This window comes from Streptomyces sp. NPDC001843 (assembly GCF_042891955.1).
Lineage (GTDB): Bacteria > Actinomycetota > Actinomycetes > Streptomycetales > Streptomycetaceae > Streptomyces.
Genome location: NZ_JBIATQ010000004.1, coordinates 225462 through 248241 on the forward strand (window position 1 = coordinate 225462; position 22780 = coordinate 248241).

Annotated in this window: 22 protein-coding genes; 13 read left to right on the forward strand and 9 right to left on the reverse strand. The window is 71.2% G+C overall.

Annotation, left to right across the window (positions count from 1 at the left end; translation table 11 throughout):
* Positions 1-12: 12 nt before the first annotated feature.
* On the forward strand, positions 13-1221 hold the full coding sequence (locus ACFYZQ_RS12455) for an acyl-CoA dehydrogenase family protein (RefSeq protein ID WP_389145322.1): 1209 nt from the start codon (positions 13-15) through the stop codon (positions 1219-1221).
* On the forward strand, positions 1218-2333 hold the full coding sequence (locus ACFYZQ_RS12460; RefSeq protein ID WP_389145325.1) for an acyl-CoA dehydrogenase family protein: 1116 nt from the start codon (positions 1218-1220) through the stop codon (positions 2331-2333). Before ACFYZQ_RS12455 ends, ACFYZQ_RS12460 begins: the two co-directional genes overlap by 4 nt.
* 90 nt (positions 2334-2423) lie before the next feature.
* On the opposite strand, the gene ACFYZQ_RS12465 is transcribed toward ACFYZQ_RS12460, so the two are convergent.
* The 6 genes from ACFYZQ_RS12465 to ACFYZQ_RS12490 are packed head-to-tail and all read right to left on the reverse strand — an operon-like array spanning position 2424 to position 7791.
* Positions 2424-3581 carry an acyl-CoA dehydrogenase family protein gene (locus ACFYZQ_RS12465; protein WP_389145328.1) on the reverse strand — a complete coding sequence of 386 codons (1158 nt, stop codon included), beginning with the start codon at positions 3579-3581 and terminating at the stop codon, positions 2424-2426.
* Between the two features lie 20 nt (positions 3582-3601).
* Positions 3602-4117 carry a DoxX family protein gene (locus tag ACFYZQ_RS12470; protein ID WP_389145330.1) on the reverse strand — a complete coding sequence of 172 codons (516 nt, stop codon included), beginning with the start codon at positions 4115-4117 and terminating at the stop codon, positions 3602-3604.
* Positions 4114-5025 carry an SDR family NAD(P)-dependent oxidoreductase gene (locus ACFYZQ_RS12475; protein WP_389145332.1) on the reverse strand — a complete coding sequence of 304 codons (912 nt, stop codon included), beginning with the start codon at positions 5023-5025 and terminating at the stop codon, positions 4114-4116. Before ACFYZQ_RS12475 ends, ACFYZQ_RS12470 begins: the two co-directional genes overlap by 4 nt.
* A gap of 3 nt (positions 5026-5028) precedes the next feature.
* A complete protein-coding gene (locus ACFYZQ_RS12480) occupies positions 5029-6195 on the reverse strand; it encodes a CaiB/BaiF CoA transferase family protein (protein ID WP_389145334.1) in 1167 nt (388 codons plus the stop codon).
* A 59-nt stretch (positions 6196-6254) separates the two neighbouring features.
* A complete protein-coding gene (locus ACFYZQ_RS12485) occupies positions 6255-7025 on the reverse strand; it encodes an enoyl-CoA hydratase/isomerase family protein (RefSeq protein WP_389145336.1) in 771 nt (256 codons plus the stop codon).
* 10 nt (positions 7026-7035) lie between these two features.
* Positions 7036-7791 carry an SDR family NAD(P)-dependent oxidoreductase gene (locus ACFYZQ_RS12490; RefSeq protein WP_389145339.1) on the reverse strand — a complete coding sequence of 252 codons (756 nt, stop codon included), beginning with the start codon at positions 7789-7791 and terminating at the stop codon, positions 7036-7038.
* A gap of 101 nt (positions 7792-7892) precedes the next feature.
* Between ACFYZQ_RS12490 and ACFYZQ_RS12495 the strand changes: the two genes are divergently transcribed.
* The 10 genes from ACFYZQ_RS12495 (at position 7893) to ACFYZQ_RS12540 (ending at position 18741) form a co-directional block, all read left to right on the forward strand.
* Entirely contained in the window at positions 7893-9035 is a 1143-nt protein-coding gene (locus ACFYZQ_RS12495; protein ID WP_389145341.1) for an acyl-CoA dehydrogenase family protein, read from the forward strand.
* Between the two features lie 70 nt (positions 9036-9105).
* The gene (locus tag ACFYZQ_RS12500; RefSeq protein WP_389145344.1) at positions 9106-10626 is read left to right on the forward strand and encodes an aldehyde dehydrogenase family protein; all 1521 of its coding nucleotides are present in this window, start codon (positions 9106-9108) and stop codon (positions 10624-10626) included.
* A 23-nt stretch (positions 10627-10649) separates the two neighbouring features.
* Positions 10650-12254, forward strand: coding sequence for an AMP-binding protein (locus tag ACFYZQ_RS12505; RefSeq protein WP_389145347.1), 1605 nt, complete (start codon positions 10650-10652; stop codon positions 12252-12254).
* Between the two features lie 4 nt (positions 12255-12258).
* Entirely contained in the window at positions 12259-13410 is a 1152-nt protein-coding gene (locus tag ACFYZQ_RS12510) for a thiolase family protein (RefSeq protein WP_389145350.1), read from the forward strand.
* Entirely contained in the window at positions 13407-13805 is a 399-nt protein-coding gene (locus ACFYZQ_RS12515; RefSeq protein ID WP_389145353.1) for a Zn-ribbon domain-containing OB-fold protein, read from the forward strand. Before ACFYZQ_RS12510 ends, ACFYZQ_RS12515 begins: the two co-directional genes overlap by 4 nt.
* Before the next feature lie 210 nt (positions 13806-14015).
* Positions 14016-16454, forward strand: a complete 2439-nt coding sequence (locus tag ACFYZQ_RS12520) for a nitrate- and nitrite sensing domain-containing protein (protein WP_389145356.1) — start codon at positions 14016-14018, stop codon at positions 16452-16454.
* Positions 16455-16456: 2 nt separating this feature from the next.
* Positions 16457-16891, forward strand: coding sequence for a roadblock/LC7 domain-containing protein (locus ACFYZQ_RS12525; RefSeq protein ID WP_389145358.1), 435 nt, complete (start codon positions 16457-16459; stop codon positions 16889-16891).
* A gap of 17 nt (positions 16892-16908) precedes the next feature.
* Positions 16909-17280, forward strand: coding sequence for a DUF742 domain-containing protein (locus ACFYZQ_RS12530; RefSeq protein ID WP_389146218.1), 372 nt, complete (start codon positions 16909-16911; stop codon positions 17278-17280).
* Positions 17261-17857 (forward strand): ATP/GTP-binding protein, encoded by a 597-nt coding sequence (locus ACFYZQ_RS12535; protein WP_389145361.1) that lies wholly within the window; start codon positions 17261-17263, stop codon positions 17855-17857. The genes ACFYZQ_RS12530 and ACFYZQ_RS12535 overlap by 20 nt, the downstream gene beginning before the upstream one ends.
* A 98-nt stretch (positions 17858-17955) precedes the next feature.
* Positions 17956-18741 (forward strand): FadR/GntR family transcriptional regulator, encoded by a 786-nt coding sequence (locus tag ACFYZQ_RS12540; RefSeq protein WP_389145364.1) that lies wholly within the window; start codon positions 17956-17958, stop codon positions 18739-18741.
* A gap of 4 nt (positions 18742-18745) precedes the next feature.
* Here the strand turns inward: ACFYZQ_RS12540 and ACFYZQ_RS12545 are convergent, their stop codons facing one another.
* Genes ACFYZQ_RS12545 through ACFYZQ_RS12555 form a run of 3 tightly spaced genes read right to left on the reverse strand, consistent with a single transcriptional unit; the run spans position 18746 to position 21693 of the window.
* Complete coding sequence (locus tag ACFYZQ_RS12545) at positions 18746-19768, reverse strand: LLM class F420-dependent oxidoreductase (RefSeq protein ID WP_389145366.1); 1023 nt, start codon at positions 19766-19768, stop codon at positions 18746-18748.
* Positions 19765-20907: an acyl-CoA dehydrogenase family protein gene (locus ACFYZQ_RS12550; RefSeq protein WP_389145369.1), complete on the reverse strand. Its 1143-nt coding sequence runs from the start codon at positions 20905-20907 to the stop codon at positions 19765-19767. The genes ACFYZQ_RS12545 and ACFYZQ_RS12550 overlap by 4 nt, the downstream gene beginning before the upstream one ends.
* A gap of 18 nt (positions 20908-20925) precedes the next feature.
* Positions 20926-21693, reverse strand: coding sequence for an enoyl-CoA hydratase/isomerase family protein (locus ACFYZQ_RS12555; protein ID WP_389145372.1), 768 nt, complete (start codon positions 21691-21693; stop codon positions 20926-20928).
* A gap of 148 nt (positions 21694-21841) precedes the next feature.
* Between ACFYZQ_RS12555 and ACFYZQ_RS12560 the strand changes: the two genes are divergently transcribed.
* Positions 21842-22708 carry a crotonase/enoyl-CoA hydratase family protein gene (locus ACFYZQ_RS12560; protein WP_389145375.1) on the forward strand — a complete coding sequence of 289 codons (867 nt, stop codon included), beginning with the start codon at positions 21842-21844 and terminating at the stop codon, positions 22706-22708.
* Positions 22709-22780: the final 72 nt, after the last annotated feature.

The window sequence follows — 22780 nt, forward strand, 5'->3', positions numbered from 1 at the left end:
GAAACGCACGACATGCAGGACTTCGCCGACGAGGTGCGCCGCTTCCTCGACGCCCACGCGGCGAAGGCCCCCGACCGGGCCGCCGTCACCTGGGGTGAGGGCGACGACTCGATGGCCTACTTCAGCAGCCTCCCGCCCGAGGAGGAGGCGGAACACGTGCGGCGGGCCCGCGAGTGGCAGCGGACCCGCCACGGACACGGCTTGGGCTGGATCACCGGACCGCCCGAGTACGGCGGCCGGGGCCTGACCCCGGTCCACGACCTGCTCTACGACGCCATCGAGTCCGAGTACGACGTCCCCGACACCGGTGTGCTCGGCGTCGTCGGCCTCGGCATGATCGGGCCGACGATCCTCGCCCACGCCCAGCCCCACATCAAGGAACGCTGGCTGCCCGCGATGTACCGCGGCGATGCCATCGCCTGCCAGCTCTTCAGCGAGCCCGGCGCCGGGTCCGACCTGGCGAGCGTGGCGACCCGGGCCGTCCGCGCCGGCGGGGACTGGGTGCTGAACGGGCAGAAGGTGTGGACGTCGGTCGCCCAGCACAGCCAGATCGGCCTCGCGCTGACCCGAACGAACCCCGACGCGCCCAAGCACCGCGGCATCACCGCCTTCCTGGTCCCCATGGACGCCCCCGGCGTCGAGGTCCGGCCACTGCGGCAGATGACCGGCGGCGCCGACTTCAACGAGGTCTTCCTCACGGACGTCCACGTCCCCGACGACCACCGCCTCGGCGAGGTCGACGGCGGCTGGACGGTCGCCCTGACCACCTTGATGAACGAGCGCAACACGGTCGGCACCGAGGGCGCGGGCCCGGTGGCCGCCGCCCTGTCCCCGGACCACCTCTCGGCACTCATGCGCGCCACCTGGACGTGGGACGACCGCGCCCTGCGCGGACGCCTCGCCGAACTCCTCGTGGACGCCATGGCCACCGGCTACCTCAACGACCGCGCCCAGCGCACCCTGCGCGCCGGGACCGCCCCCGGCCCCGAGAGGTCCGTCGCCAAGCTGATGTACGGTCAGAACCTCACCCGGGCGGCCCACTTCGTCTCCGAGTGCCTCGGCCCCCGCATCATCGCCGACACCGGCCGCTGGGGCACGTACGCCTGGTCGGAACTCCTGCTGGCCACACCGGCGCTGCGCATCCTCGGCGGTACCGAGGAGATCATGAAGAACATCCTCGCGGAACGGGTCCTCGGCCTGCCGAAGGAGGCACGCGCATGAGTGCGGACGAAGGAGAACTGCGGGCACTCAGGAGTTCCGTACGGGAGTTCCTGGAAGCCAAGTCGCCCGAGGAAGCGGTACGCAAGCTCATGGAGAGCGAGCCGCGCTTCGACCCGGCCGTGTGGGCGCAGGCGGCCGACCAACTGCGCCTGCCGGGCCTTGCGATCCCGGAGGAGTACGGCGGTGACGGGTTCGGCCTGGTCGAACTCGGCGTCGTCATGGAGGAGATGGGCCGTGCCCTGTTGTGCGCACCCTTCTTCGCCACCGTCGTCCTCGCGGCGCAGGCCCTGCTGGCCTCGGGCGACAGCGAGGCCTGCGCGCGCCATCTGCCCGGCATCGCGGCCGGCCGGACGACGGCCACCCTCGCCGTCGCCGAGGACGACGGTTCCTGGGACCCCGCGCTGATCACCGTGCGCGCCCAGCCGGGTGCGGACGGCGGCTGGCGGCTGAGCGGCCGCAAGTGCTTCGTCATCGACGGCACGACCGCCGATCTGGTCCTTGTGGTCGCCCGCACCGTCGCCGGTCCGTCGTTGTTCGCCGTCGACCGGTCGGCGACGGGACTGTCCGCCGAACCGCTTGAGACCCTGGACGCCACCCGGGCCATGGCCCGGCTGACGTTCGACGCCGTACCCGCGACCCTGGTCGGCACGGACGGGGCGGGCGGACGCATCATGGCCCGGGTCCTGGACGTGGCCTCGGTCGCGCTGGCCGCCGAACAGTCGGGCGGGGCGCGCCGCTGTCTGGAGATGAGCGCGGAGTACGCCCGCACCCGGCACCAGTTCGGCCGGCCGATCGGCTCCTTCCAGGCCGTCAAGCACAAGTGCGCCGACATGCTCGTCCAGGTGGAACTGGCCGAGGCTTCCTCCCGTGAGGCGGCACGGCTGGCCGCCGAGGACGCGTCGGACTTCCCGGTCGCCGCCGCCGTGGCACACGCCTGCTGCTCACGCGCGTACATGGTCGCGGCGATGGAGAACATCCAGGTCCACGGCGGCATCGGCTTCACCTGGGAGCACCCGGCCCACCTGTACTTCCGCAGGGCCAAGTCCTCGCAGCTGCTGTTCGGAGGGCCGGCCGTCTACCACGAGCGGCTGCTGGACCGGCTCGGGATCTGACCGAGGGCCGCGGGAAAGCGAACGCCTCACGGTTGCGGGAGGACGAAGGCCCCGGGGACACCCCGGGGCCTTCGTTCATGTCCGTGGCGATCAGCCGCGCGCCGCCTCGCCCAGCAGCGCCTTGGCGATGATGACCTGCTGGATCTGGCTGGTGCCCTCGTAGATGCGGAACAGCCGGGCATCGCGGTAGAAGCGCTCGACGGCGACCCCGCGCATGTATCCCGCGCCGCCGTGGATCTGCACCGCGCGATCCGCGACCCGCCAGACCATCTCACTGGCGAAGTACTTCGTGCAGGACGGGCCGATCTTGGTGTCCGTCCCGGCGTCGAACGCGCGGGCGGCCTCCAGAACCGTGGCGCGCCCGGCGTAGTAGTCGGTCATCGAGTCGGCGATCAGGCCCTGGACGAGCTGGAAGGAACCGATGAGCCTGCCGGACTGGCGGCGTGTGCGGGCGTAGGCGACCGACTCGTCCACCAGGCGCTCGGCCATGCCGACGCACAGGGACGAGATGTGCACCCTGCCGTGCGCGATACAGCCCATCGCCGTGTTGAAGCCCCGGTTCAGCCCCGCGTCGCCGCCGACCAGCGCGGTGGCCGGGACGCGCACGTCGTCGAAGTACACGTCCGCGGTCCAGGCGCCGAACTGGCCCATCTTGTGGTCCCGCGGAGCCACGGTGAGACCTGGAGTGCCGGCCGGGACCAGGAACGTCGAGATGCCGCGGGTGCGCGGGGCGTCGGGGTCGGTGCGGGCGAAGACCATGAACACGTCGGCGAGCGGGGCGTTGGTGATGTACCGCTTGGCGCCGTTGATCACCCAGTCGTCGCCGTCCCGCACGGCCCGCGTGGTCAGGGTCGACGGGTCCGAACCGGCGTCCGGCTCGGTGAGCGCGAACGACGCCAGGGCATCGCCCGAGGAGATCCTCGGCAGCCACTCCGCCTTCTGCTCCTCCGTGCCGCCGACCATCAGCACGTGTCCGGCGATGCCGTTGTTCGTCCCGAACATCGAACGCAGCGACGGCGTCGTGTATCCCAGCTCGAACATCAACTGGGCTTCCTCGTACATCGACAGTCCCAGCCCGCCGTACTCCTCGGGCAGCGCGAAGCCGAACAGGCCCATCTTCCTCGCCGCCTCGCGGATGTCCGCGGGCATCTCGTCCTTCTCGTCGATCTCCGCCTCGAGCGGCACGACGCGCTCCCTGACGAAGCGCCGGACCTCGGACAGCACCGCGCTGAAGTCAGCCGCGTCCATGTCGACTCCCTTTTCTGCTCTCAGTCATCTGTCTCTTGCGGCTTGACGGGCTCCGGCCGGTAGCACACCGCCAGCAGCGCCGCCGCGCTCGCCGTGCCGAGTGCCGCCGCCAGCAACGCGGGTTTCGCACCGGCGCGTCGACGGCCCGTGAGAGCGTCCAGCGAGTACCGGCCGTTGCCCAGGGCGGCCAGTGCCACCGCCGCGCCGCCCACCACACCGACGTACTCCCAACCCCCCTTGAAGACGAAGAGGCCCTTGCCGCGATGGTCGGTCCGCGCGGCCACCGTCATCAGGCCTACGGTGGCCGCCGCCGGGAGGGGGTTCGCCGCGCCCAGGGCGATGCCCACGCCCGCCGCCATCTCGGTTCCGGCGGCCATGCGGGCGTGCACCTCGGCGGGCTTGAGTCCCAGCGCGTCGAACCAGGCCGTCGTACCCTTGAGCCCGCCCGGTCCGGCGACCTTGTTCCAGCCGTGGGCGAAGAGCATCGGGCCGAGGGTGGCGCGCAGGACGAGAGCGGCGGCGTCGTGGCCCTTCACTGGCCCACTCCCGTGGCCCGGCCCGCGGGCGTGACGCCGTACAACTGCGGTACGCCCTCGACCAGTTCCTCGTAGGTGAGCGCCTTGCCGGACCGGCTGGGGTGGACACCGGTGACGGTCCAGCCCTGGAGGCGGTTCAGCCGGTTGCCCTCGATGCGCAGGACCTGGCCGGTCAGCCAGGCCGCGCTGTCGGAGGCCAGGTAGACGACGACACCTGAGGCGTTGGCGGGGTCGCGCGGGTCGAAGTCGTCGGTGGCCCGCAGGGACGCGCCGACGTCCAGTCCGTCCGTCATCCGCGTGGCCGCGATGGGCGAGATGGCGTTCGCGGTGACGCCGTACCGGCGCATCTCCAGGGCGGTGAGGACCGTGAGCCCGGCGATCCCGGCCTTCGCGGCACCGTAGTTGGACTGGCCCTGGTTGCCGAACAGGCCCGTCCCCGAAGTCGTGTTGATGACGCGGCCGGCGACGCGCTCACCCCGCTTCGACGCCTCGCGCCAGTACGCGCACGCGTGCCGGGTCAGGGCGAAGGTGCCCTTCAGATGCACCGCGATCACGGCGTCGAACTCGGCCTCGGACATCGAGAACAGCATGCGGTCCCGCACGATCCCCGCGTTGTTCACCACGATGTCGAGGCGCCCGAACTCCGCGACGGTGTCCGCGACCATCGCCTCGGTCGCCGCCCAGTCCGTCACCGAGGCGTGGTTGGCGACCGCACGGCCACCTAGCTTGGTGATCTCCGTGACGACGTCGTCGGCGGGGGAGTCCTCCGTCCGCTCGCCGTGCACGCCCGAGCCCAGATCGTTCACCACCACCGCCGCACCGGCCTCGGCCAGCGCCAGGCAGTGCGCCCGCCCCAGCCCCCTGCCGCCGCCGGTCACGATGGCGACCTTGTCGTCGAGGATGCCCACGTCCTACCTCCCAGTCCGGCCCAGCTCGTCGAGTACTTCGTCGGTGTGCTCGCCCAGCGCCGGTGCGCCGGTGCGCGGCTTGTCGTCGACGCCCCAGAAGCTGACCGGCGTCGCCACCGTCCTGAGCGGCGGCGCGTCGCCCATGCCGGGCTGCTCGACGAACGCCCCCACCGCCTCCGCCTGCGGATCGGCGGACACCTCCGCCAGGGTCTGCACGGGCGCCCACCACACGCCCTCCGCGTCGAACCGCGCAGCCCACTCCTGAAGCGGCCGCTTCGCGAACTCCTCGTCGAACACGGCGATCAGCTCGCGTACATGGCCGCGACGGGCCTTGCCGGTCGAGAACCGCTCGTCGCCCGACAGGTCCTCGCGGCCGAGCGCCTTGACGACCCCGGGCCAGTGCCGGTTGCCCTCCAGGCCGACGAGCCAGAACCAGCGGTCGTCGGCGGCCCGGTAGCAGTTGTAGAGCGGGGACTCGTGCTCGGTGCGGTGGCGGGTGCGGCCGCGCTTGCCGAAGAAGTTCTGCAGGGCGAGGTCGTTGCCGTTGGCGTACGTCCCGGACCGCAGCAGTGACACGTCCACCACGCCGCCCTCGCCGGTGCGTGCGCGGCGCAGCAGCGCCGCCAGCACGCCCGCCACCAGGTTGGACGCGGCCGTACGGTCGCCGAGTCCGGGCCGGATGCCGGGCGGTGGTTCGCCGGCGGGGTTCAGCATGGCGGCGATGCCGGGCCGGGCCCAGAAGGCGGAGACGTCGTATCCGGCCCGGTCGCGCTCGGCTCCCGTCCAGCCGTAGCCCGTCAGCGTGCCGACGACCAGGCGGGGATGGCGGGCCCGTAGCTCCTCCGGGGCCAGCCCGAGCCGCTCCAGTGCGCCGGGGCGGAGGTTGGTGACGAAGACGTCGGCGCGTTCCAGCAGCCGCTCCAGTGTCTCCTTGCCCTCCTGGGACCGCAGGTCGAGGACGATTCCGCGCTTGCCCCGGTTGTCGGTCTCGAACGGGGGCGCGCTGTCGATGTCCTGGCCGACGTGCCGGAGCGTGTACCGGTTCGGGTCGCCGGTCGGCGCCTCCACCTTCACCACGTCCGCACCCCAGTCGGCGAGCATGGTGGCCGCGGCCGGTGCCGCCACCCACATGCCCAGCTCGACCACACAAATGCCTTCCAGCGGCCGCACGGCCCACCTCCGGTTGAAAAGTGACGAGGATGCAAAGTGACGGGGATGCCTTCTGCGGCCTACCTGCCGCGGAACTCTCCCGGCCGGCGCTCGCGGAAGGCCTTGAGCCCTTCCTTCCGGTCCCCGGTGGTGAACAGCACCGACACGGTCTCGCGCTCGTACGCGATCGCCGTCCGCAGGTCCATGCCGAGTCCGTGATCGATCAGATGCTTGCCCGCCGCGAGCGCGAGCGGCGCCCCGGCCGTCAGCCCCCCGGCCAGCTTCTCGGCGGCGGCGAGCACTGCGCCGGGCTCGGCCAGTTCGTTGACCAGTCCGAGCTGCCAGGCACGCTCCGCGTCGATCGGTTCACCGGTGAGGATCATCTGCTTGGCGATCGCCGGCGGCACCAGACGCGGCAGCCGCTGGGTGCCGCCCGCGCCGGGCAGGACGCCCAGCTTCATCTCGGGCAGCCCGAGCCGCGCGCCCCGCTCCACCACCCGCAGGTCGCAGGCGAGCGCCAGCTCCAGACCGCCGCCGAAGGCGAACCCGTGGACGGCGGCGACCGAGGGCTTGGGAAAGTCCTCAAGGAGCGCGTACGCGTCGGTCAGCCGTCCCACGAACGCCCGGAACTGGCCGGGCGAGACGAACGACTCGATCTCACCGAGGTCGGCACCGGCGGAGAAGGCCCGGCCCGCGCCGGTGAGTACCACGGCCCGTACGTCCTCGTCGTCGCGGACGTCGTCCAGCGCCCGGGTCAGTCGCTCCACCATGCCGGAGCCGATGGCGTTGAGCTGCCCGGGCCGGTCCAGGGTCAGCACGGCGAGACCGTCGCGGAGTTCCACACGCAGCACCGCGCCCACCTCAGACCATCGTCAGGCCGCCGCTGACCGAGAGCGTCTGCCCGGTCATGTAGGCGGCGTCGTCGGACGCGAGGAAGGCCACCACGCCGGCGATCTCGTCGGGCTGGGCCACGCGGCGCAGCGGGATCGCCCGCACGGTCGCGTCGTACATCTTCGGGCTGTACTCGGCGACCTGCCCGAGCAGGGCGGTGTCGGTGGGCCCGGGACAGACGCTGTTCACGGTGATGCCGTGCCGGGCGACCTCGCGGGCGAGGGCCTTGCCGAAGGCGATGACGCCGCCCTTCGTCGCGGAGTACACGACCTCGCCGGAGGAGCCGACCCGGCCGGCGTCCGAGGCGACGTGGACGATCCGGCCGCCGCCGCGTTCGATCATCGGGTCGAGCACCGCCCGGGTCATCGTGATCGTGCCGCGCAGATTGACGGCGATGATCCGGTCCCAGGTCTCCTCGTCGCTGTCGACGAACCGGCCGATGACATCGACCGCGGCATTGTTGACCAGTACGTCCACCGGTCCGAGTGCGGCCGTCACCCGCTCCACGGCCGCGTGGACGGCCGAGCTGTCGGAGATGTCCGCGCCGATGCCCGTGGCCCGGACCGCGTACCGCTCCGCGAGCCGCGCCGCGACCTTCTCCGCGGCCTGCGGGTCCAGGTCGCAGACGGCGACCGCGGCTCCCCGGTCGGCGAGCCGGTCGGCGATCGCCTCGCCGATGCCGCGCCCCGCCCCGGTGACGAGCGCCACCCTGTCCCGTACGCTCACGCGTCCTCCCTCGCCCGGCTCCAGAAACAGCGCTATCGTATAACTACTTCAGCTAAATAAGCGAGATGCAGAGTACGTGAGACCCAGGAGCGGAGTCGAGCATGCGCCGTACGATCTTCACCGACGAGCACGAGCTGTTCCGAGAGACCGCCCGCTCCTACTACCTGCGGGAATGCGCCCCGTACGCCGCTGAGTGGGAGCGCGAGGGGCAGGTCAGCCGCGCCGCGTGGACGGCCGCGGGCAAGGCCGGACTCATCGGCTGGCAGTTTCCCGAGGAGTACGGTGGCCAGGGAATCCAGGACTTCCGCTACAACGCCATCATGGCGGAGGAGATGGCGGCCACCGGCTCGGTCGGCATAGGGCTCGGCCTGCAGAACGACGTCATCCCGCCGTATCTGATGCACCTCACCACCCCGGCACAGAAGGCCCGTTGGCTCCCCGGTGTCATCGCCGGTGAGACGATCTGTGCGCTCGCGCTGTCCGAGCCGGCCGCCGGGTCCGACCTCAAGGGCATCCGCACCACCGCCCGCCGTGACGGCGACGAATGGGTGATCGACGGCTCGAAGACCTTCATCACCAACGGCATCCTGGCCGATCTGGTCATCGTCGCCTGCAAGACCGACCCGGACGCCGGGCACAAGGGCATCAGCCTGATCGTCGTCGAGCGCGGCGCCGAGGGCTTCGAGCGCGGACGCAAGCTCGACAAGGTCGGCATGAAGGCCCAGGACACCGCCGAACTCTTCTTCCACGAGGTCCGCGTCCCCGCCGAGAACCTCATCGGGCAGGAGGGCCGGGGCTTCTACCACATGATGGGCAACCTCCCGACCGAGCGGCTCGCCATCGCCGTCGCCGCGCTCGCCTCCGCCGAGCGGGCCTTCGAGTGCGCGCTGCGGTACGCCAAGGAGCGCACCGCCTTCGGCCGGCCCATCGGCGAGTTCCAGGCCAACAGGTTCGCGCTCGCCGACATCAAGGCCAGGCTGGCCGTCGCCCGGGTCTATCTGGACGGCTGCATCATGGCCCTCTTCCAGGGCGAGCTGACGGCCGAGGAGGCCGCCGCGGCCAAGTACTGGACCACGGAGACCGGCTGGGAGGTCATCGACCGCTGCATGCAGTTGTTCGGCGGTTACGGCTACGTCAACGAGTACGAGATCGCGCGCATCTGGCGGGACAGCCGGGTGCAGCGGGTGTTCGGCGGCACCTCGGAGATCATGCAGGAGATCGTCGGGCGGTCGCTGGGGCTGTGAGGGCATCGCAAGGCCTGTGCGGAGCATTGATTGGTTCGGCTAAATAGGTTATCTATTTGAGCTGTACGGTATGGCAGGGCAGCGGGCTCCGGGAGGCACCGTGGTCACGGTCGACGTGAAGCTGCACCAGGAACGGGCCGAGCGGGACCTGCCGCGTCCCCGGCTCGTCATCGGCGGCAAGGATCTCGGCGAGGCGAGCGGCGGCCTGCACGAGCACATCAACCCCTCGACCGGTCTCGTCCAGGCCCGCGTCCCGCTCGCCGGGCCCGCCGAGGTGGACCAGGCCGTGGCCGCGGCCCGCCAGGCCTTCGAGGTGTGGGGCACCATGCGGCCCGCCGAGCGCCGCCGCCTGCTCATCCGCTTCGCCCAGCTCATCCGCGAGCACATCGAGGACTTCGCCGCGATCTGCCCGCTCGAGAACGGCGTCTGCGTCGGCGGCTGGGCCGAGAACGTCGGACCGCACGTCGCCGAGTGGACCGAGTACTACGCAGGCTGGGCCGACAAGATCGAGGGCATGGTCGGCGCCGCCTACAGCCCGCACGAGCACGTCGAGTACACCCTCGCGGAGCCGTACGGCGTCATCGGCCACATCATCACCTGGAACTCACCCGCGCTGTCCCTGGCGATGAAGGTGCCGCCCTCGCTGGCCGCCGGGAACACCGTGGTCGTCAAACCGGCCGAGTCGACACCGTTCTCCGCGCTGCTCTTCGCCGACCTGGCCCGTGAGGCGGGCATCCCCGACGGTGTGATCAACGTCGTCACCGGACTCGGCGACGCCGGCGAGGCCCTGGTGACCCACCCCGGCATCGACAAGATCTCCTTCACGGGCGGGCCCGCCACCGCGCGCCGCATCATGGCGAGTGCCGCCCAGAGCCTCAAACCCGTCGTGTTCGAACTGGGCGGCAAGTCCGCCAACCTGCTCTTCGCCGACACCGACCTGGACACCGTCGTGCCGTACTGCGCGGCCTTCGCCATGAGCAACACCGGCCAGGGCTGCGCACTGCCCACCCGGCTGCTGGTGGAGCGTCCGGTCTACGACGAGGTCGTCGCGCGCGTGGCCGGAGTCGTCGCCCACCTGCCCGTGGGCGACCCGCTCGATCCGGCCACCTACATCGGCCCGCTCATCGACGCGGGCGCCCGCGACCGCGTGCAGAACGTGATCGACAAGGCGGTCGACGAACGAACGGGCCGGCTCGTGTACGGAGGCGAACGCATCGACGCCGCGGGCTACTTCGTCTCCCCGACCGTCTTCGCCGACGTCGACAACCGCAGCGACCTCGCCCAGCGGGAGATCTTCGGCCCGGTCCTCGCCCTCACCCCGTTCGACACGGAGGACGAGGCCGTCGCCCTCGCCAACGACACCGAGTACGGGCTGTCCGCCTACATCCAGTCCCGTGACATCGCACGCGTCAACCGTCTTGTGCCACGCCTGAAAGCCGGGACGGTCTACGTCAACCCCGGCCCGAACCCGATCACCTCGCCCGCCACACCGTTCGGCGGGGTCGGGATCAGCGGCTTCGGCCGGGAGGGCGGTCGAGCCGGGCTCGACGAGTTCATCAGCGTCAAGGGCGTCGGCGTAGCCCGCGCCTGACGAGACCTCACAGGAGAAACAACGTGTCCAATCCTCCCGGGGACACCCCTTCGGGCCCCCGCGCCCGCCGCCTGACGTTCGGCGACATCATCCGCGAGCACCGCAGGTCCTACCCCGAAGGCGTCGCCCTCGTCGACGGCGACGTCCGGCTGACCTGGCCGCAGTTCGACGAACGCACCAACAGACTCGCCCACGCCCTGACGGCCGCGGGCGTCGGCCCCGGCGACCGCATCCTGTGGCTCGGCCAGAATTCCTTCCGCGTCTGGGAGCTGCTCGGCGCCGCCGCGAAGACCGGCGCCATGGTCTGCCCCGGCTATTGGCGCTGGGCCGCCCCCGAAATGGCGTTCGCCGTCGAGGACTTCGACCCCAAGGTCGTCGTCTGGCAGGACGAGGAGATCGGCGACACCGTCGGCAAGGCCCGGGCCGAACTGGGCACCGAGCACGGCGCGTTGTGGCTGCGGCACGACACCGAGGGGCCCGGCTCGTACGAGTCCTTCCTGGCCTCCGGCCCGGCCGAGGACCCGGCCCTCGACGTCGACCCCGACTCCGCGCTGCTGGTCATCTACACCGCGGCGATCTCCGGGCGGCAGTCCGGCTCGATGCTCTCGCACCGCAACCTGCTCGCCATGGGCGCGAGCGCCGCCTGGATGGGGGACATCGGTACGGAGACCGCCTTCCTCGGCGCCGGACCGATGTTCCACATCGGCAACTACCAGTTCTGGGGTGTCCCGGCCTTCGTCCACGGAGGCAAGAACGTGATCGTCCGCCGCGTGGTCGCCGAGGAACTGCTCCCGCTCCTGGCGGCGGAGGGGTGCACCCACGCCTATCTGATGCCGCCGACCATCGCCCAGCTGGTCGAGCTGAACCGCGAGGCCGGACACGACCTGTCCCGCCTGCGGGCGAGCGTCGCCGCACCTCTGTGGCAGGGCACCGTGCCCACGGACACCAGCCGCTTCACGCGCAACGGCGGCGGCGAGGGCCGCGGCTACGGGCAGACCGAGGTCACCGGCTTCGCGGTGACCGGCGCCTACGGCGGCACGGGCACCGGCAACGCGGGACGCCCGGGCCCCTTCACCGCCGTACGCGTCCTCGACAGCGCCGGCGGGGAGTGCGCGGTCGGGGTGGCCGGCGAGATCTGTGTCCGCGGCGACCTCGTGCACCTCGGCTACTGGAACCGGCCGGAGATCAACGAGGAGCGCTTCCGCTTCGACTGGTGGCACACCACCGACCTCGGACGGCGCGAGCCCGACGGCACGATCAGCTTCCTCGGGACCACGACCCGCATGCTGAAGTCGGCGGCCGAGAACATCTTCCCGGCCGAGGTCGAGAACTGCATCGAAGCGCACCCCGCGGTGAAGGAGGCCGCCGTGATCGGCGTGCCCAACGAGCGCTGGGCGCAGGACGTCAAGGCGGTCGTCGTGCTGCACCAGGGCGCCGAGCCGCTCACGGCGGCGGACGTCATCGAACACTGCCGGGTGCGGATCGCCTCGTACAAGAAGCCCAAGACGGTGGAGTTCATCGAGGCACTGCCGCGTACGAAGGACTTCGCCAAGGACTACGCGGCCCTCGACGAGCGCTTCGGCGGCGGCGGCTATCCCGGCGCCGACTCGCTCGGCGCCGGACGGTGAGCGAGTGAACGACCGGCAGCCCGTCGTCGTCGGAGTGCACGCCACCGAGCAGGCACTCTCGCTCCCGCATCGCGACGCCATGGACCTCGCGCTCGAAGCCGTGCGCGGCGCCGTCGAGGACGCCGGACTGACGCCGGCGGACGTCGACGGGGCCCAGGTCGACTGGCCGGGCCCGGGCGGTGTGCCGGGCGAGGGGAGCTCATGGGCGCGCATGCTCGGCCGCGACCTGAGCTGGACCAGCGACTCGATGCTCGACAACGCGGGCTCACGGGGCCTGCTGAAGGCGGCGGCGGCCGTCCGGGCAGGGTTCGCGGACACCGTCGTGGTCGGCGGCTGCAAGCTGGTCTCGCGCGGGGCCGGACCCGTCGGGGCCGGCGTACCGCTGGAGTTCGCCGATGTGTGGGGCAGCTATGTCGTCGCCCAGTTCGCGCTGGTGGCCGCACGGCACATGCACGAGTACGGTACGACCTCCCGCCAGCTCGCGGAGGTCGCCGCCACGATCCGCAACAACGGGACCACCAACCCGGAGGCGATGATGTACGGCCGGGGCCCGTACACCGCCGACGACGTGCTCGCCTCCCGCATGGTGGCCAGCCCCTTCCACCTGCTGGATTGCTGCATCGTCGGCGAGGGCGGTGCCGCGATCGTGGTGACCACCGCCGAGCGTGCCCGGGACCTGCCGCACCCGCCCGTCGCCGTACTCGGCGGCGGCATGCAGTACCACCAGGCCGCGTACGCCAACCCGGCGTTGCACCGGGAGGTCGGACAGCTCGGCCGGGACGCCGCCACCCGCGCCTACGCCATGGCCGGAGTGGGTCCCGAGGACGTGGACGTCTTCTCCCTCTACGACCCCAACTCCTTCGAGGTCATCCGGCAGTTGGAGGTCCTCGGACTGTGCGGGGAGGGGGAGGGCGGACCGCTGGCGGCGAGCGGCGCCATCGCCGTCGGCGGCAGGCATCCCGTCAACCCGGACGGCGGCTGTCTGTCGTACGCCTGGAACGGAACGCAGCAGATGACCCTCAAAGTAGTCGAGGCCGTGCGGCAGTTGCGCGGCACGGCGGTGCACCAGGTCGACGGCGCAGAGCTGGCGGTCGTCGGCAACGCCGGCTCGGGAGCGCAGCACTACGAGATGAGCGTGCTGGGGAGGATGCGATGAGCCGGCCCGTACCCGTCCCCACCGAGCTGTCCCGGCCGTTCTGGGAAGCGGCCCGGCGCGGAGACCTGGTCGTCCCGCACTGCAAGGCCTGCGATCTGCGCTTCTTCGTCCCCGAACCCGCCTGCCCCGGCTGCATGTCGCGGGAGTGGCGGTACGCCCCCAGCGCCGGCCGGGGAAGCGTCTACTCGGTGACCGTCGTGCACCGCGCCCCCGGGCCCGGTTTCGCCACGCCCTTCGCGCTGGCCGTGATCGACCTCGACGACGGGGGCGCGTTGCTGTCGCACGTGGACGCCGGGGACCCCGGCGACGTCGTCATCGGTCTGCGCGTACGCGTGGAATTCCGCGCCCTCACCGACGAGATCGCGCTGCCGTACTTCGTGCCGGACGTGCCCTGACCAGGCCATTCGAGCTGTGTAAATTTAAGGTCGCGAAAATCACTAAGTGTATTTAGTTAACTGTTCTGGGTAGTAGTATCTGGCCTCATCGCGCAGGCCCCGTGGGGTGGCCCGCCACTTCGACGAGCGCTGGGGACATCCGTGGCAGTGCACGCACGTGCGTCGAGAAAACAAGAGCAGACCGGGCCGAGAACCGGGCGCCGGCTGACCATGAGGACGATCCTCCTGGTCCTGGCGCTGGTGCCCAGCGTGACGGTCGTCGCCCTGTGGGCAGCGACCTCCGTGCAGCTTTACACGGACTGGCGGCAGCATACGGAACGCAACAAGGCGTCGAGTGAGGCCTCCGGTTCGATCATCGTCGCCTTCTTCGACCTGCAGGAGGAACGGCGCCTCAGTGGCGCCGCGCTGGCGGACCCGGCGGCCTACCGGACACAGTTGCAGCAGCAGCGGGCCCGGACCGACGCGTCCGTCAAGACCGTCGAGGAACTGCCCGACAGCGGATGGAGCGCACCCGACGACATTCGCCGCAACGTCTCCGCCGTCGGCAAGGAGCTGCGGAAACTGGCGGACTACCGGGCAGGTGTCGACCAGCGCAGCGCCTCTCAGCAGCAGACGTTCGACCGCTACACGGGGCTCATCTCCACCGATCTCAAGCTGTTCACCGTGCTGAGCAACGTGGGCCTCCCCAAGATCGAGTACCTGGCCAAGCCGGCCATCGACTCGCTCTGGGGTCTGGAGATGATCTCGCGCGAGGACGCGCTCATCACCCGGGGCTCCGCCGCCGGACGCCTCTCCGCCGGCGAAGGCGGACAGATGGCGGGCTGGGTCGGAGCCCAGCAGTTCATCTACCAGAACAAGGTCGCGCCCCTCGTCCCCGACGCCCTGGGGCAGCAGTACCGCCGGCTGATGTCCTCAGACGCGTGGAAGCAGAAGGCCTCGGTGGAACAGACTGTGCTGAGCGGCACCGCTTCGGGATCCCGCTCGGACGTGATCTCCGGCCGGCTCGGCAAGAAGTGGAACAGCGGCGTCGGGCAGATCGACCAACAGCTCCGGCAACTCAACGCCGAATACGCGGTCACCCTGACGTCGGCCACGGACCGTGAGCTGCACTCGATGGTGGTGCGCCTGACCGCGACGGCCGTGATGGGCGCCGTGGCCGTGCTCCTGGTCGTCCTCATCTCCGCGCTGTTCACCCGCACGCTGCGCCGGCGGATCTTCGCACTCCGCCAGGCCGCGCTCGACCTGCAGACCCGGATGCCGGACGTGGTGGAACGCATGCGCAGGGGGGAACCCGTGGACCCGGACGCCGAGCTTCCGCCGATCCAGCACGGCACCGACGAACTCGGCCAGCTCGGGCAGGCCCTCAACCAGGCACGCCACAGTGCGCTGGACACCACGATGGCGCAGGTCGGGCAGTTCCGCGGATTCGAGAAACTGCTCCAGCGGATCGCCCGCCGCACCCAGTTGCTCATCGGGCTGCAGATGAAGAAGCTCAGCGAGCTGGAGCGCAAGCACGAGGACCCGGAGGTTCTGGAGGGCCTGTTCGACCTCGACCACCTCACCGCCCGCCTGCGGCGGTACGAGGAGAACCTGGTGATCCTCGGCGGCGGCCAGCCGCAGCGGCGCTGGCGCAAACCCGTCCTGCTGCTGGACGTGCTCCGTTCCGCGCAGAGCGAGGTCCAGGACTACCGCCGGATCCAGATCGAGGTCGAGGGCCGGGTCTGGCTGGCCGAGCGCGCGGTCGGCCTGGTCGTCCATGTACTGGCCGAACTCATGGAGAACGCGGTCGGGTTCTCCAAGCCGCCGACCCCGGTGGAGGTGTACGCCGCCCGCGTGGGGCGCGGTCTCGCGGTCGAGATCGAGGACCGCGGCATAGGCATGGACCCCGAGCAGTACGACGAGGCGAACCGGCTGATGGCCGAGCCGCCCCGGCTGGACGTCATGTCGCACGCCGACGACGTCAGGCTCGGTCTCTACGTCGTCTCCCGGCTGGCGCAGGGTCTCGGTCTCCGGGTGGAGCTGCGTCCTTCGTCGTTCGGGGGTACCCGGGTGGTCGTCCTCGTCCCCGAGGAACTCGTCGTCGCCGACCCGGAGCGGCCCGAGCCCGTACCGGCGGCGGCCGTTGCCGCCCCCTGGGTCGACCCGCCGGACCGGGCCATCGCGGCCGCACCCGGCCCTGCGCACGGGACGGTGACGGAGGCCGGCGGCTACTTCACGACGCGTGACCCCGTCGGCGAGGGCTCCGGCCCCGCCGGCCAGATGTGGTTCGGCTCGCCGCCCCACCAGTCCGTACCGCCGATGCCCGAGCCGTCGGCTGCGCGACCGCTGCCCAAACGGGTGCGCATGGCCAGTCTCGTCGATGAGCTGCGGGATCCCGCAGCGGCCGCGCGAGCGCATCCGGAGGAGGAGCGGCCACCTGACCGGCATTCCGGGCCGGCCCGCGCCGGCGCGGCGGTCGGCGCCTTCCAGCGCCAGTCACGGATGAGCCGTGGCGCCGCCGACCACCCGGGTGCCACAGGTGACGCCGACCGCGGCACCGCGGACGGCGGTGACACCCCGGACCGCTGGGGCCCCGCGAACCGCGGCAACCAAGTCCACGGCCGCACCGAAGTCCTGCCGTACCGCAGACGCATCCCGACGGAAGACTGACCATGACACAGCGAACGACCGCGACGCTTCACGACCTCGACTGGCTGCTGGACGGCCTGGTCGAGCAGGTACCCGGCACCCAGCACGCCATCGTGCTGTCCGACGACGGGCTGGTGGTCAGCCAGTCCCACACCATCGCGCGCCGCGACGCCGAGCGCCTCGCCGCCGTGGCCACCGGTCAGCAGAGCCTGGCCCGAGGAGTCGGGGGCCTGTTCGGCGGCGGTCCGGTGCACCAGGTGATCGTCGAGATGGCCGAGTTGTGGCTGTTCATCTCCGCAGCGGGCCGGGGCACCCACCTGGCCGTCGTGGCTTCCCAGGAGGTGGACGCCGAGGTGATGGCCGTGGCCATGCACACCCTCATCCAGCAGGTGGGCCAGCGACTGGGCGCCGAGGCACGCGTCGTGCCGCCGGCCGTCGAGGGCGGTGTACGTGAGTGAACCACTGGATGGACGACCTGGACGCCGACGATCCGGAGGAACTGGCGGTCCGGCCCTACACGATCACGCAGGGCCGGACGGCTCCGGTGCGCGACGATCTGACGCTCATCACACTCGTGACGACCGTCGAACCGGAGCGGGGCCGGACCGCCTCCCGCGGTCTGCAACCCGAGCACCGCGCGATCCTGGAGCAGTGCCGTCCCCGGCCCGCGGCGGTGGCCGAGATCGCGGCCGAACTGGACCTGCCGGTGTCGGTGACGAAAATCCTGATCGACGACTTGGTCGCCCTCGGCAGGGTGACGATCCGGCCGCCGCTCGCCGTTGCGGTAGGAAGCGAATCGGACATGACACTTCTGCAGGCGGTGAGGGATGGTCTTCGTAGACTTTGAACCGGTCGACGGTACGCGCCGCGCCGCGGCGCCCGCGGCGGTCAAGATCCTGGTGGCGGGCGGGTTCGGGGTGGGCAAGACCACTCTGGTCGGCGCGGTGAGCGAGGTGACGCCTCTGCGCACCGAGGAGTACCTCACCGTCGCGAGCGAGGGCGTCGACGACGTCGGGGGCGTCGAGGACAAGACCACCACCACGGTGGCCATGGACTTCGGCCGTATCACCATCAACTCACAGCTGGTCGTCTACCTCTTCGGGACGCCCGGTCAGGAGCGCTTCTGGTTCATGTGGAACGACCTGGTGCACGGCGCCCTCGGCGCGATCGTCCTGGTCGACACGCGGCGGCTGGAGTCGAGCTTCGCCTCCCTCGACTTCTTCGAGAGCCGCCGCATCCCGTTCGTGGTCGGCGTCAACTGCTTCCACGGCTACCGGGACCGCTCGGAGCGGGAAGTCCGCGAGGCGCTGTCCCTCGGCCCTGAAGTGCCCCTGTTGATGGGGGACATGCGACAGAAGTCGGTCGGCCGCGACCTGCTCGTGGCGCTGGTCGAACACCTTCTCTCCGCGATTAAGGTAACCTAGTTGAAAGAGTTATCTAGTATGCTGATTCCACCGGTGCTGAAGCGCTGTGTCTGGTGCCCGCGGGCTGGTGCCCGGGGGCCGGACGGGAGGTGGGCCCAGTGACGACTACGTCGGGCGGGGGGCGCGGCGGCGGGTTGAACGGCTCCCCGCTACGGGTCCCCAAGATGGCCGAGCTGGTGGCGGCGCGACTGCGCCGGATGATCGTGCGCGGTGAACTGGCCGAGGGCGACGCGCTGCCGTCCGAGACGGCGCTCATGGAGGAGTTCGCCGTCTCCCGGCCGACGCTGCGCGAGGCGTTCCGGGTGCTGGAGTCGGAGTCGCTGATCAGCGTGCGCAGGGGAGCCCGGGGCGGGGCGCGGGTGCAGGTCCCGGAGGGCACGGTGGCCGCCCGCTACGCGGGCGTGGTCCTGGAGTACCGCGGCACGACCCTCAAGGACGTGTACGACGCCCGTACGGTGATCGAGGCGCCCTGCGCCGGTCTGCTGGCCGCGCGGCGCACGGACCAGGACCTGCGACGGCTGCGGGCCGCCGTCGCGGAGGCGGAGCGGCTGATGGACGACCCGTCGGCGTTCATCCGCGCCCACATGGAGTTCCACGCCCTCGTCGTCGAACTGGCCCGCAACGAGACGCTCAGCGTCCTCAACGGAATGGTCCGCCACATCATCGACCAGGCGAACTGGTCCCACGTCGACCTCGACGCCGGCAGTCCGGAGAACATCAGGGCCAACCGCCGGGGCTTCCGCGCCCACGGCGCGCTCGTCGACCTGGTGGCCGCGTCCCGCGCCGAGGCCGCCGAGGAGCTGTGGCGCGTCCACCTCCAGGAGGCCGAGGACTATCTGCTGCGGAACAGGTCCATGACGACGGTCCTGGACCTGCTCGGCTGACCGTTCAGCTGTCGCGCAGCTCACGCACGATCGGCTCCCACACCTCGGCGTCGATCTCGTACGCCGTGTAGAAGGACACGCGGTCGACCAGCGACCCGTAGCGGCGCCGGATCTCGCCGGCCACCCGCTCCGGCTCCGCCACCACCGCGAAGGTGTTCAGTACCTCGTCGTCGACGAGCCGGGTCATCGCCTCCCACTTGTCCTCGCGGCGGGACGTCGACAACGCGTGCAGCTCGTCACCGAGTTCTCCCCAGCCGTGCAACTCCAGTACGCCCCGGTAGGCGGGCGTGCTGCCGTAGAAGGCGATCTGGCCGCGGGTGCCGTCGATCGCGCGGGCCATCTCCTCCTCGGTGCGGCCGGTCGCGGTCAGCAGCAGATGGGAGACGGCGAAGTCCGCGCGCGTGCGGCCGGACGTCGCGAGCCCTGCCTCGACGGTCGGCAGGGTCACCTCGCGCAGATACCGCTCGGTGGTGAAGCCGTGCGCGAGCAGCCCGTCGGCCACCTCGCCCGCCACCCGCGTCATCGCCTCACCGACGGCTGCCACGAACACGGCGGGGGACCCGCCGGTGGCGGGCGGCGGAGAGAAGAACGGGGACATCAGCGTGTGCGAGTAGAAGTCACCGCGAAAGTCCAGCCGCTCGCCCTCGTTCCAGGCGGCCCAGATGGCGCGCAGTGCGCTCACGTACTCCCGCATGCGCGCCGCCGGCCGGCTCCACGGCATGGCGAAGCGCCGCTCGATGTGCGGTTTGATCTGGCTGCCCAGGCCCAGCGAGAACCGTCCGCCGCTGTACGTCTGCAGGTCGTGTGCGGTGTACGCGAGTTGCATGGGGGAGCGGGCGAAGGCCACCGCGATCGCGGTACCGACCTCGAGCCTGTCGGTGTGCTCGGCGGCCAGCATCAGCGGCAGGAACGGGTCGTGCTTGGACTCCGAGGCCCACAGCCCGTCGTAGCCGGCCTTCTCGTGGTGCCGGGCCTCCTCCACGACCCCCGTGGAACTCCATACGTTGAGCTTGCCGTCGACCTTCATGCCGCTCCCTCGACCGTGACCGTGTCCAACCCGATGCGCCGTGCGAGCAGTTCCCGGTGGTACGCCGGGTCGCCGAACAGCAGTTGTGACGTCTTGGCCCGCTTCAGATACAGGTGGGCCGGATGCTCCCAGGTGAAGCCGATGCCGCCGTGCACCTGGATGTTCTGAGCCGTCGCCTGCAGACAGGCGTCGGAGCAGAACGCCTTGGCGAGGCTCGCCACGGCGGGCAGCCCCGGATCCTCGCTCTCGGCGGCGAGCAGCGCGTAGTGCGCCGCGGCGCGCGCCGACTCCACCTCCATCAGGACGTCTGCCAGGAGATGCTTGACGGCCTGGAAGGAGCCGATGGGCCGCCCGAACTGGTGCCGCACCTTGGCGTACTCGACCGCCATGTCGAGCGCACGGGAGGCCACCCCGACCTGCTCGGCGGCCAGTGCGACGGCGCCCCGGTCGAGGACCTCCGCGACCAGATGCCAGCCGTCGCCGTGCGTCCGCAGCCGGGTCGCCGGTACGTCGTGGTAGTCGAGGCGTGCCTGCCGGCGGGTCGGGTCCAGCGTGGGAAGCGGAGCGCGGGTCAGTCCGGGCGCGTCGCCGTCCACGCAGAAGACACCGATCCCGTCGTCGGTCCGGGCCACGGTGAGGACGACATCGGCGGTGGCGCCGTCGAGGACGAACGTCTTGTGTCCGCAGAGCACCCAGCCCCCGGCGCGTTCGTGAGCGGTGAGCCGCACCCCCGTCGCGTCCCAGCGGGCGGAGTCCTCGGTCAGGGCCAGCGTCGCGACGAGCTCGCCACTGGCCAGGCCCGGCAGCAGGCGCTCGCGGGCCTCCTTGTCGGCCGAGCGCAGCAGCGCGGTCGTCGCGAGCACGGCCGAGGACAGGAACGGCGCGCACAGCAGCGCACGGCCCATCTCCTCCATGACCACGCCCACCTCCACCGGCCCACATCCGACGCCGCCGTACTCCTCGGGTACGGCCAGCCCCTGAAGGCCCAGCTCCTTGCCCATCCGGCGCCACAGCGCCCGGTCGAAGCCCTCCGGAGTCTCCATGAGGCGCCGCACCTCGGTCTCGGGCGCGGTCCGAGCCAGGAACGCCCGTACCGTGCGCCCCAGTTCCTCCTGCTCCTCGCTGAACGCGAAGTCCATCGAACGCTCCTCTCCGGCTCAGCGGCGGCCGCGCGCCGCGGTGATCCGCTCGACCGCGGCGATGTGCTCCGGCGAGTGCATGGTGTCGCGCTCGGCGAGCAGGGCCGGTTCCATCACCGTGTCGAGGGCCTGCTCCAGGTGCCGGTTGACCGCGCGCTTGGTCTCGCGCAGCGCCTGCGCGGGCAGGGCGGCCAGCCGCACCGCCAGGTCCATGGCTTCGTCCATGAGCTTGTCCCCGGGCACGGCGCGGTTGGCGATGCCCAGCCGGACCGCTTCCCCGGCGCTCACCCGGTCGCCCAGGAACAGCAGCTCCTTCGCCCGGGGCAGCCCCACGAGCAGCGGCAGGACGAACGCGCCGCCGTCGCCCGCGACGAGCCCGACCTGGACGTGCGGGTCGGCCAGGTAGGCGCCGTCGGCGATCAGCACCAGGTCGCTGAGCAGGGCCAGGCTGCAACCGAGGCCGACGGCGGGGCCGTTGACCGCCGCGATCACCGGGAGCGGGCAGCGGACCAGGCCGATGATGATGCCGCGGGCCTCGTCGACCTGCCGCTCCCGGAAGGCGCCCTCGCGCTGGACCCGGCTCATGGTGTCCAGGTTGCCGCCCGCGCTGAACGCCCGGCCGCGCCCGGTGAGCACGATCACCCGCGCCTCCGGGTCGGCACAGACCTCGTCCCACACCGATGTGAGGCCGGTGTGCAGCTCCTCGCTCATGGCGTTCAGCTGCTCCGGCCGGTTCAGCTCGACCAGCCGGACCGGCCCGACGGCCGTCACCACCAGATCCGTCATCTCCACCGCCATCATTCACGAGCGAGTCAGTAGAGTTGAATGGTATAACTAATTAAGCTTTCTGGGAACCGGGTCTGTGCGCGACACCCGTGAGCGGCACCCGTTGGTGACCCCGTGAGCGACGCCCGTGAGTGACGAGAGGACGCGCATGCCGGAGCAGAGTTACGAGACCGTGCGGGCCGAGGTGGCGGACCGGGTCCTCACCGTCACCCTCGACCGGCCGGAGAAGCTGAACGCCTTCAACCCCAGGATGATGCAGGACCTGCTCGACGTCCTGGACGCGGCCGACGCGGACGACGAGGTGCGGGTGATCGTGGTGACCGGCGCCGGACGCGGCTTCTGCGCCGGTGCCGACGTCAGCTCCGGAGGCTCGTCCTTCGACCACAGCCGGGCGGGCGCCTGGCACCGGGACACCGGCGGAAGGGTGGCGCTGCGGATCTTTTCCAGCACCAAGCCGGTCATCGCGGCGATCAACGGCCCGGCGGCGGGCGTCGGGGCCAGCATGACCCTGCCCATGGACATCCGGCTGGCGTCGACCTCGGCGAAGTTCGGCTTCGTCTTCGCGCGCCGGGGCATCGTGCCGGAGTCGGCGGCGAGCTGGTTCCTGCCGCGGGCGGTCGGTATGCAGCGGGCCATGGAGTGGGTGGCGACGGGTCGTGTCTTCGGTCCGGACGAGGCACTGGCGGCCGGTCTGGTCCGCTCCGTGCACCCACCGGACGAGCTGCTGCCGGCGGCGTACGAACTCGCCCGCGAGATCGCCGGGCAGACCTCGGCGATCTCGGTCGCCCTCGCCCGCCAGATGATGTGGCGGATGCTGGGCGAGCCGCACCCGATGACCGCCCACCGGCTCGACTCGCGGATCATGGGCCAGATCGGCGGCGGCCCGGACCCCGTGGAGGGCGTCGAGTCGTTCCTCGCCAAGCGGCCGCCGGTCTTCCCAGGCCAGGTCAGCAAGGACATGCCGCCCGTGTACCCCTGGTGGCAGGAGGAGGAGTTCCGTCCCTTCGGGGAGTAGTGCAGGGACATCGGGCCGAAACATTGTCGTCGTCTGCCTGAGGTGTTAGCGTCCGGTCGGCTGGCATTCAGT

Bases quoted from the DNA above. Each gene is read 5' to 3' on its own strand.
- ACFYZQ_RS12460 (WP_389145325.1), top strand. From the start codon at position 1,218: ATGAGTGCGGACGAAGGAGAACTGCGGGCACTCAGGAGTTCCGTACGG.
- ACFYZQ_RS12555 (WP_389145372.1), bottom strand. From the start codon at position 21,693: ATGACGGATCTGGTGGTGACGGCCGTCGGGCCGGTCCGGCTGGTCGAG.
- ACFYZQ_RS12465 (WP_389145328.1), bottom strand. From the start codon at position 3,581: ATGGACGCGGCTGACTTCAGCGCGGTGCTGTCCGAGGTCCGGCGCTTC.
- ACFYZQ_RS12455 (WP_389145322.1), top strand. From the start codon at position 13: ATGCAGGACTTCGCCGACGAGGTGCGCCGCTTCCTCGACGCCCACGCG.
- ACFYZQ_RS12495 (WP_389145341.1), top strand. From the start codon at position 7,893: ATGCGCCGTACGATCTTCACCGACGAGCACGAGCTGTTCCGAGAGACC.
- ACFYZQ_RS12515 (WP_389145353.1), top strand. From the start codon at position 13,407: ATGAGCCGGCCCGTACCCGTCCCCACCGAGCTGTCCCGGCCGTTCTGG.
- ACFYZQ_RS12545 (WP_389145366.1), bottom strand. From the start codon at position 19,768: ATGAAGGTCGACGGCAAGCTCAACGTATGGAGTTCCACGGGGGTCGTG.
- ACFYZQ_RS12525 (WP_389145358.1), top strand. From the start codon at position 16,457: ATGACACAGCGAACGACCGCGACGCTTCACGACCTCGACTGGCTGCTG.
- ACFYZQ_RS12500 (WP_389145344.1), top strand. From the start codon at position 9,106: ATGGCAGGGCAGCGGGCTCCGGGAGGCACCGTGGTCACGGTCGACGTG.
- ACFYZQ_RS12535 (WP_389145361.1), top strand. From the start codon at position 17,261: ATGGTCTTCGTAGACTTTGAACCGGTCGACGGTACGCGCCGCGCCGCG.
- ACFYZQ_RS12550 (WP_389145369.1), bottom strand. From the start codon at position 20,907: ATGGACTTCGCGTTCAGCGAGGAGCAGGAGGAACTGGGGCGCACGGTA.
- ACFYZQ_RS12560 (WP_389145375.1), top strand. From the start codon at position 21,842: ATGCCGGAGCAGAGTTACGAGACCGTGCGGGCCGAGGTGGCGGACCGG.
- ACFYZQ_RS12520 (WP_389145356.1), top strand. From the start codon at position 14,016: ATGAGGACGATCCTCCTGGTCCTGGCGCTGGTGCCCAGCGTGACGGTC.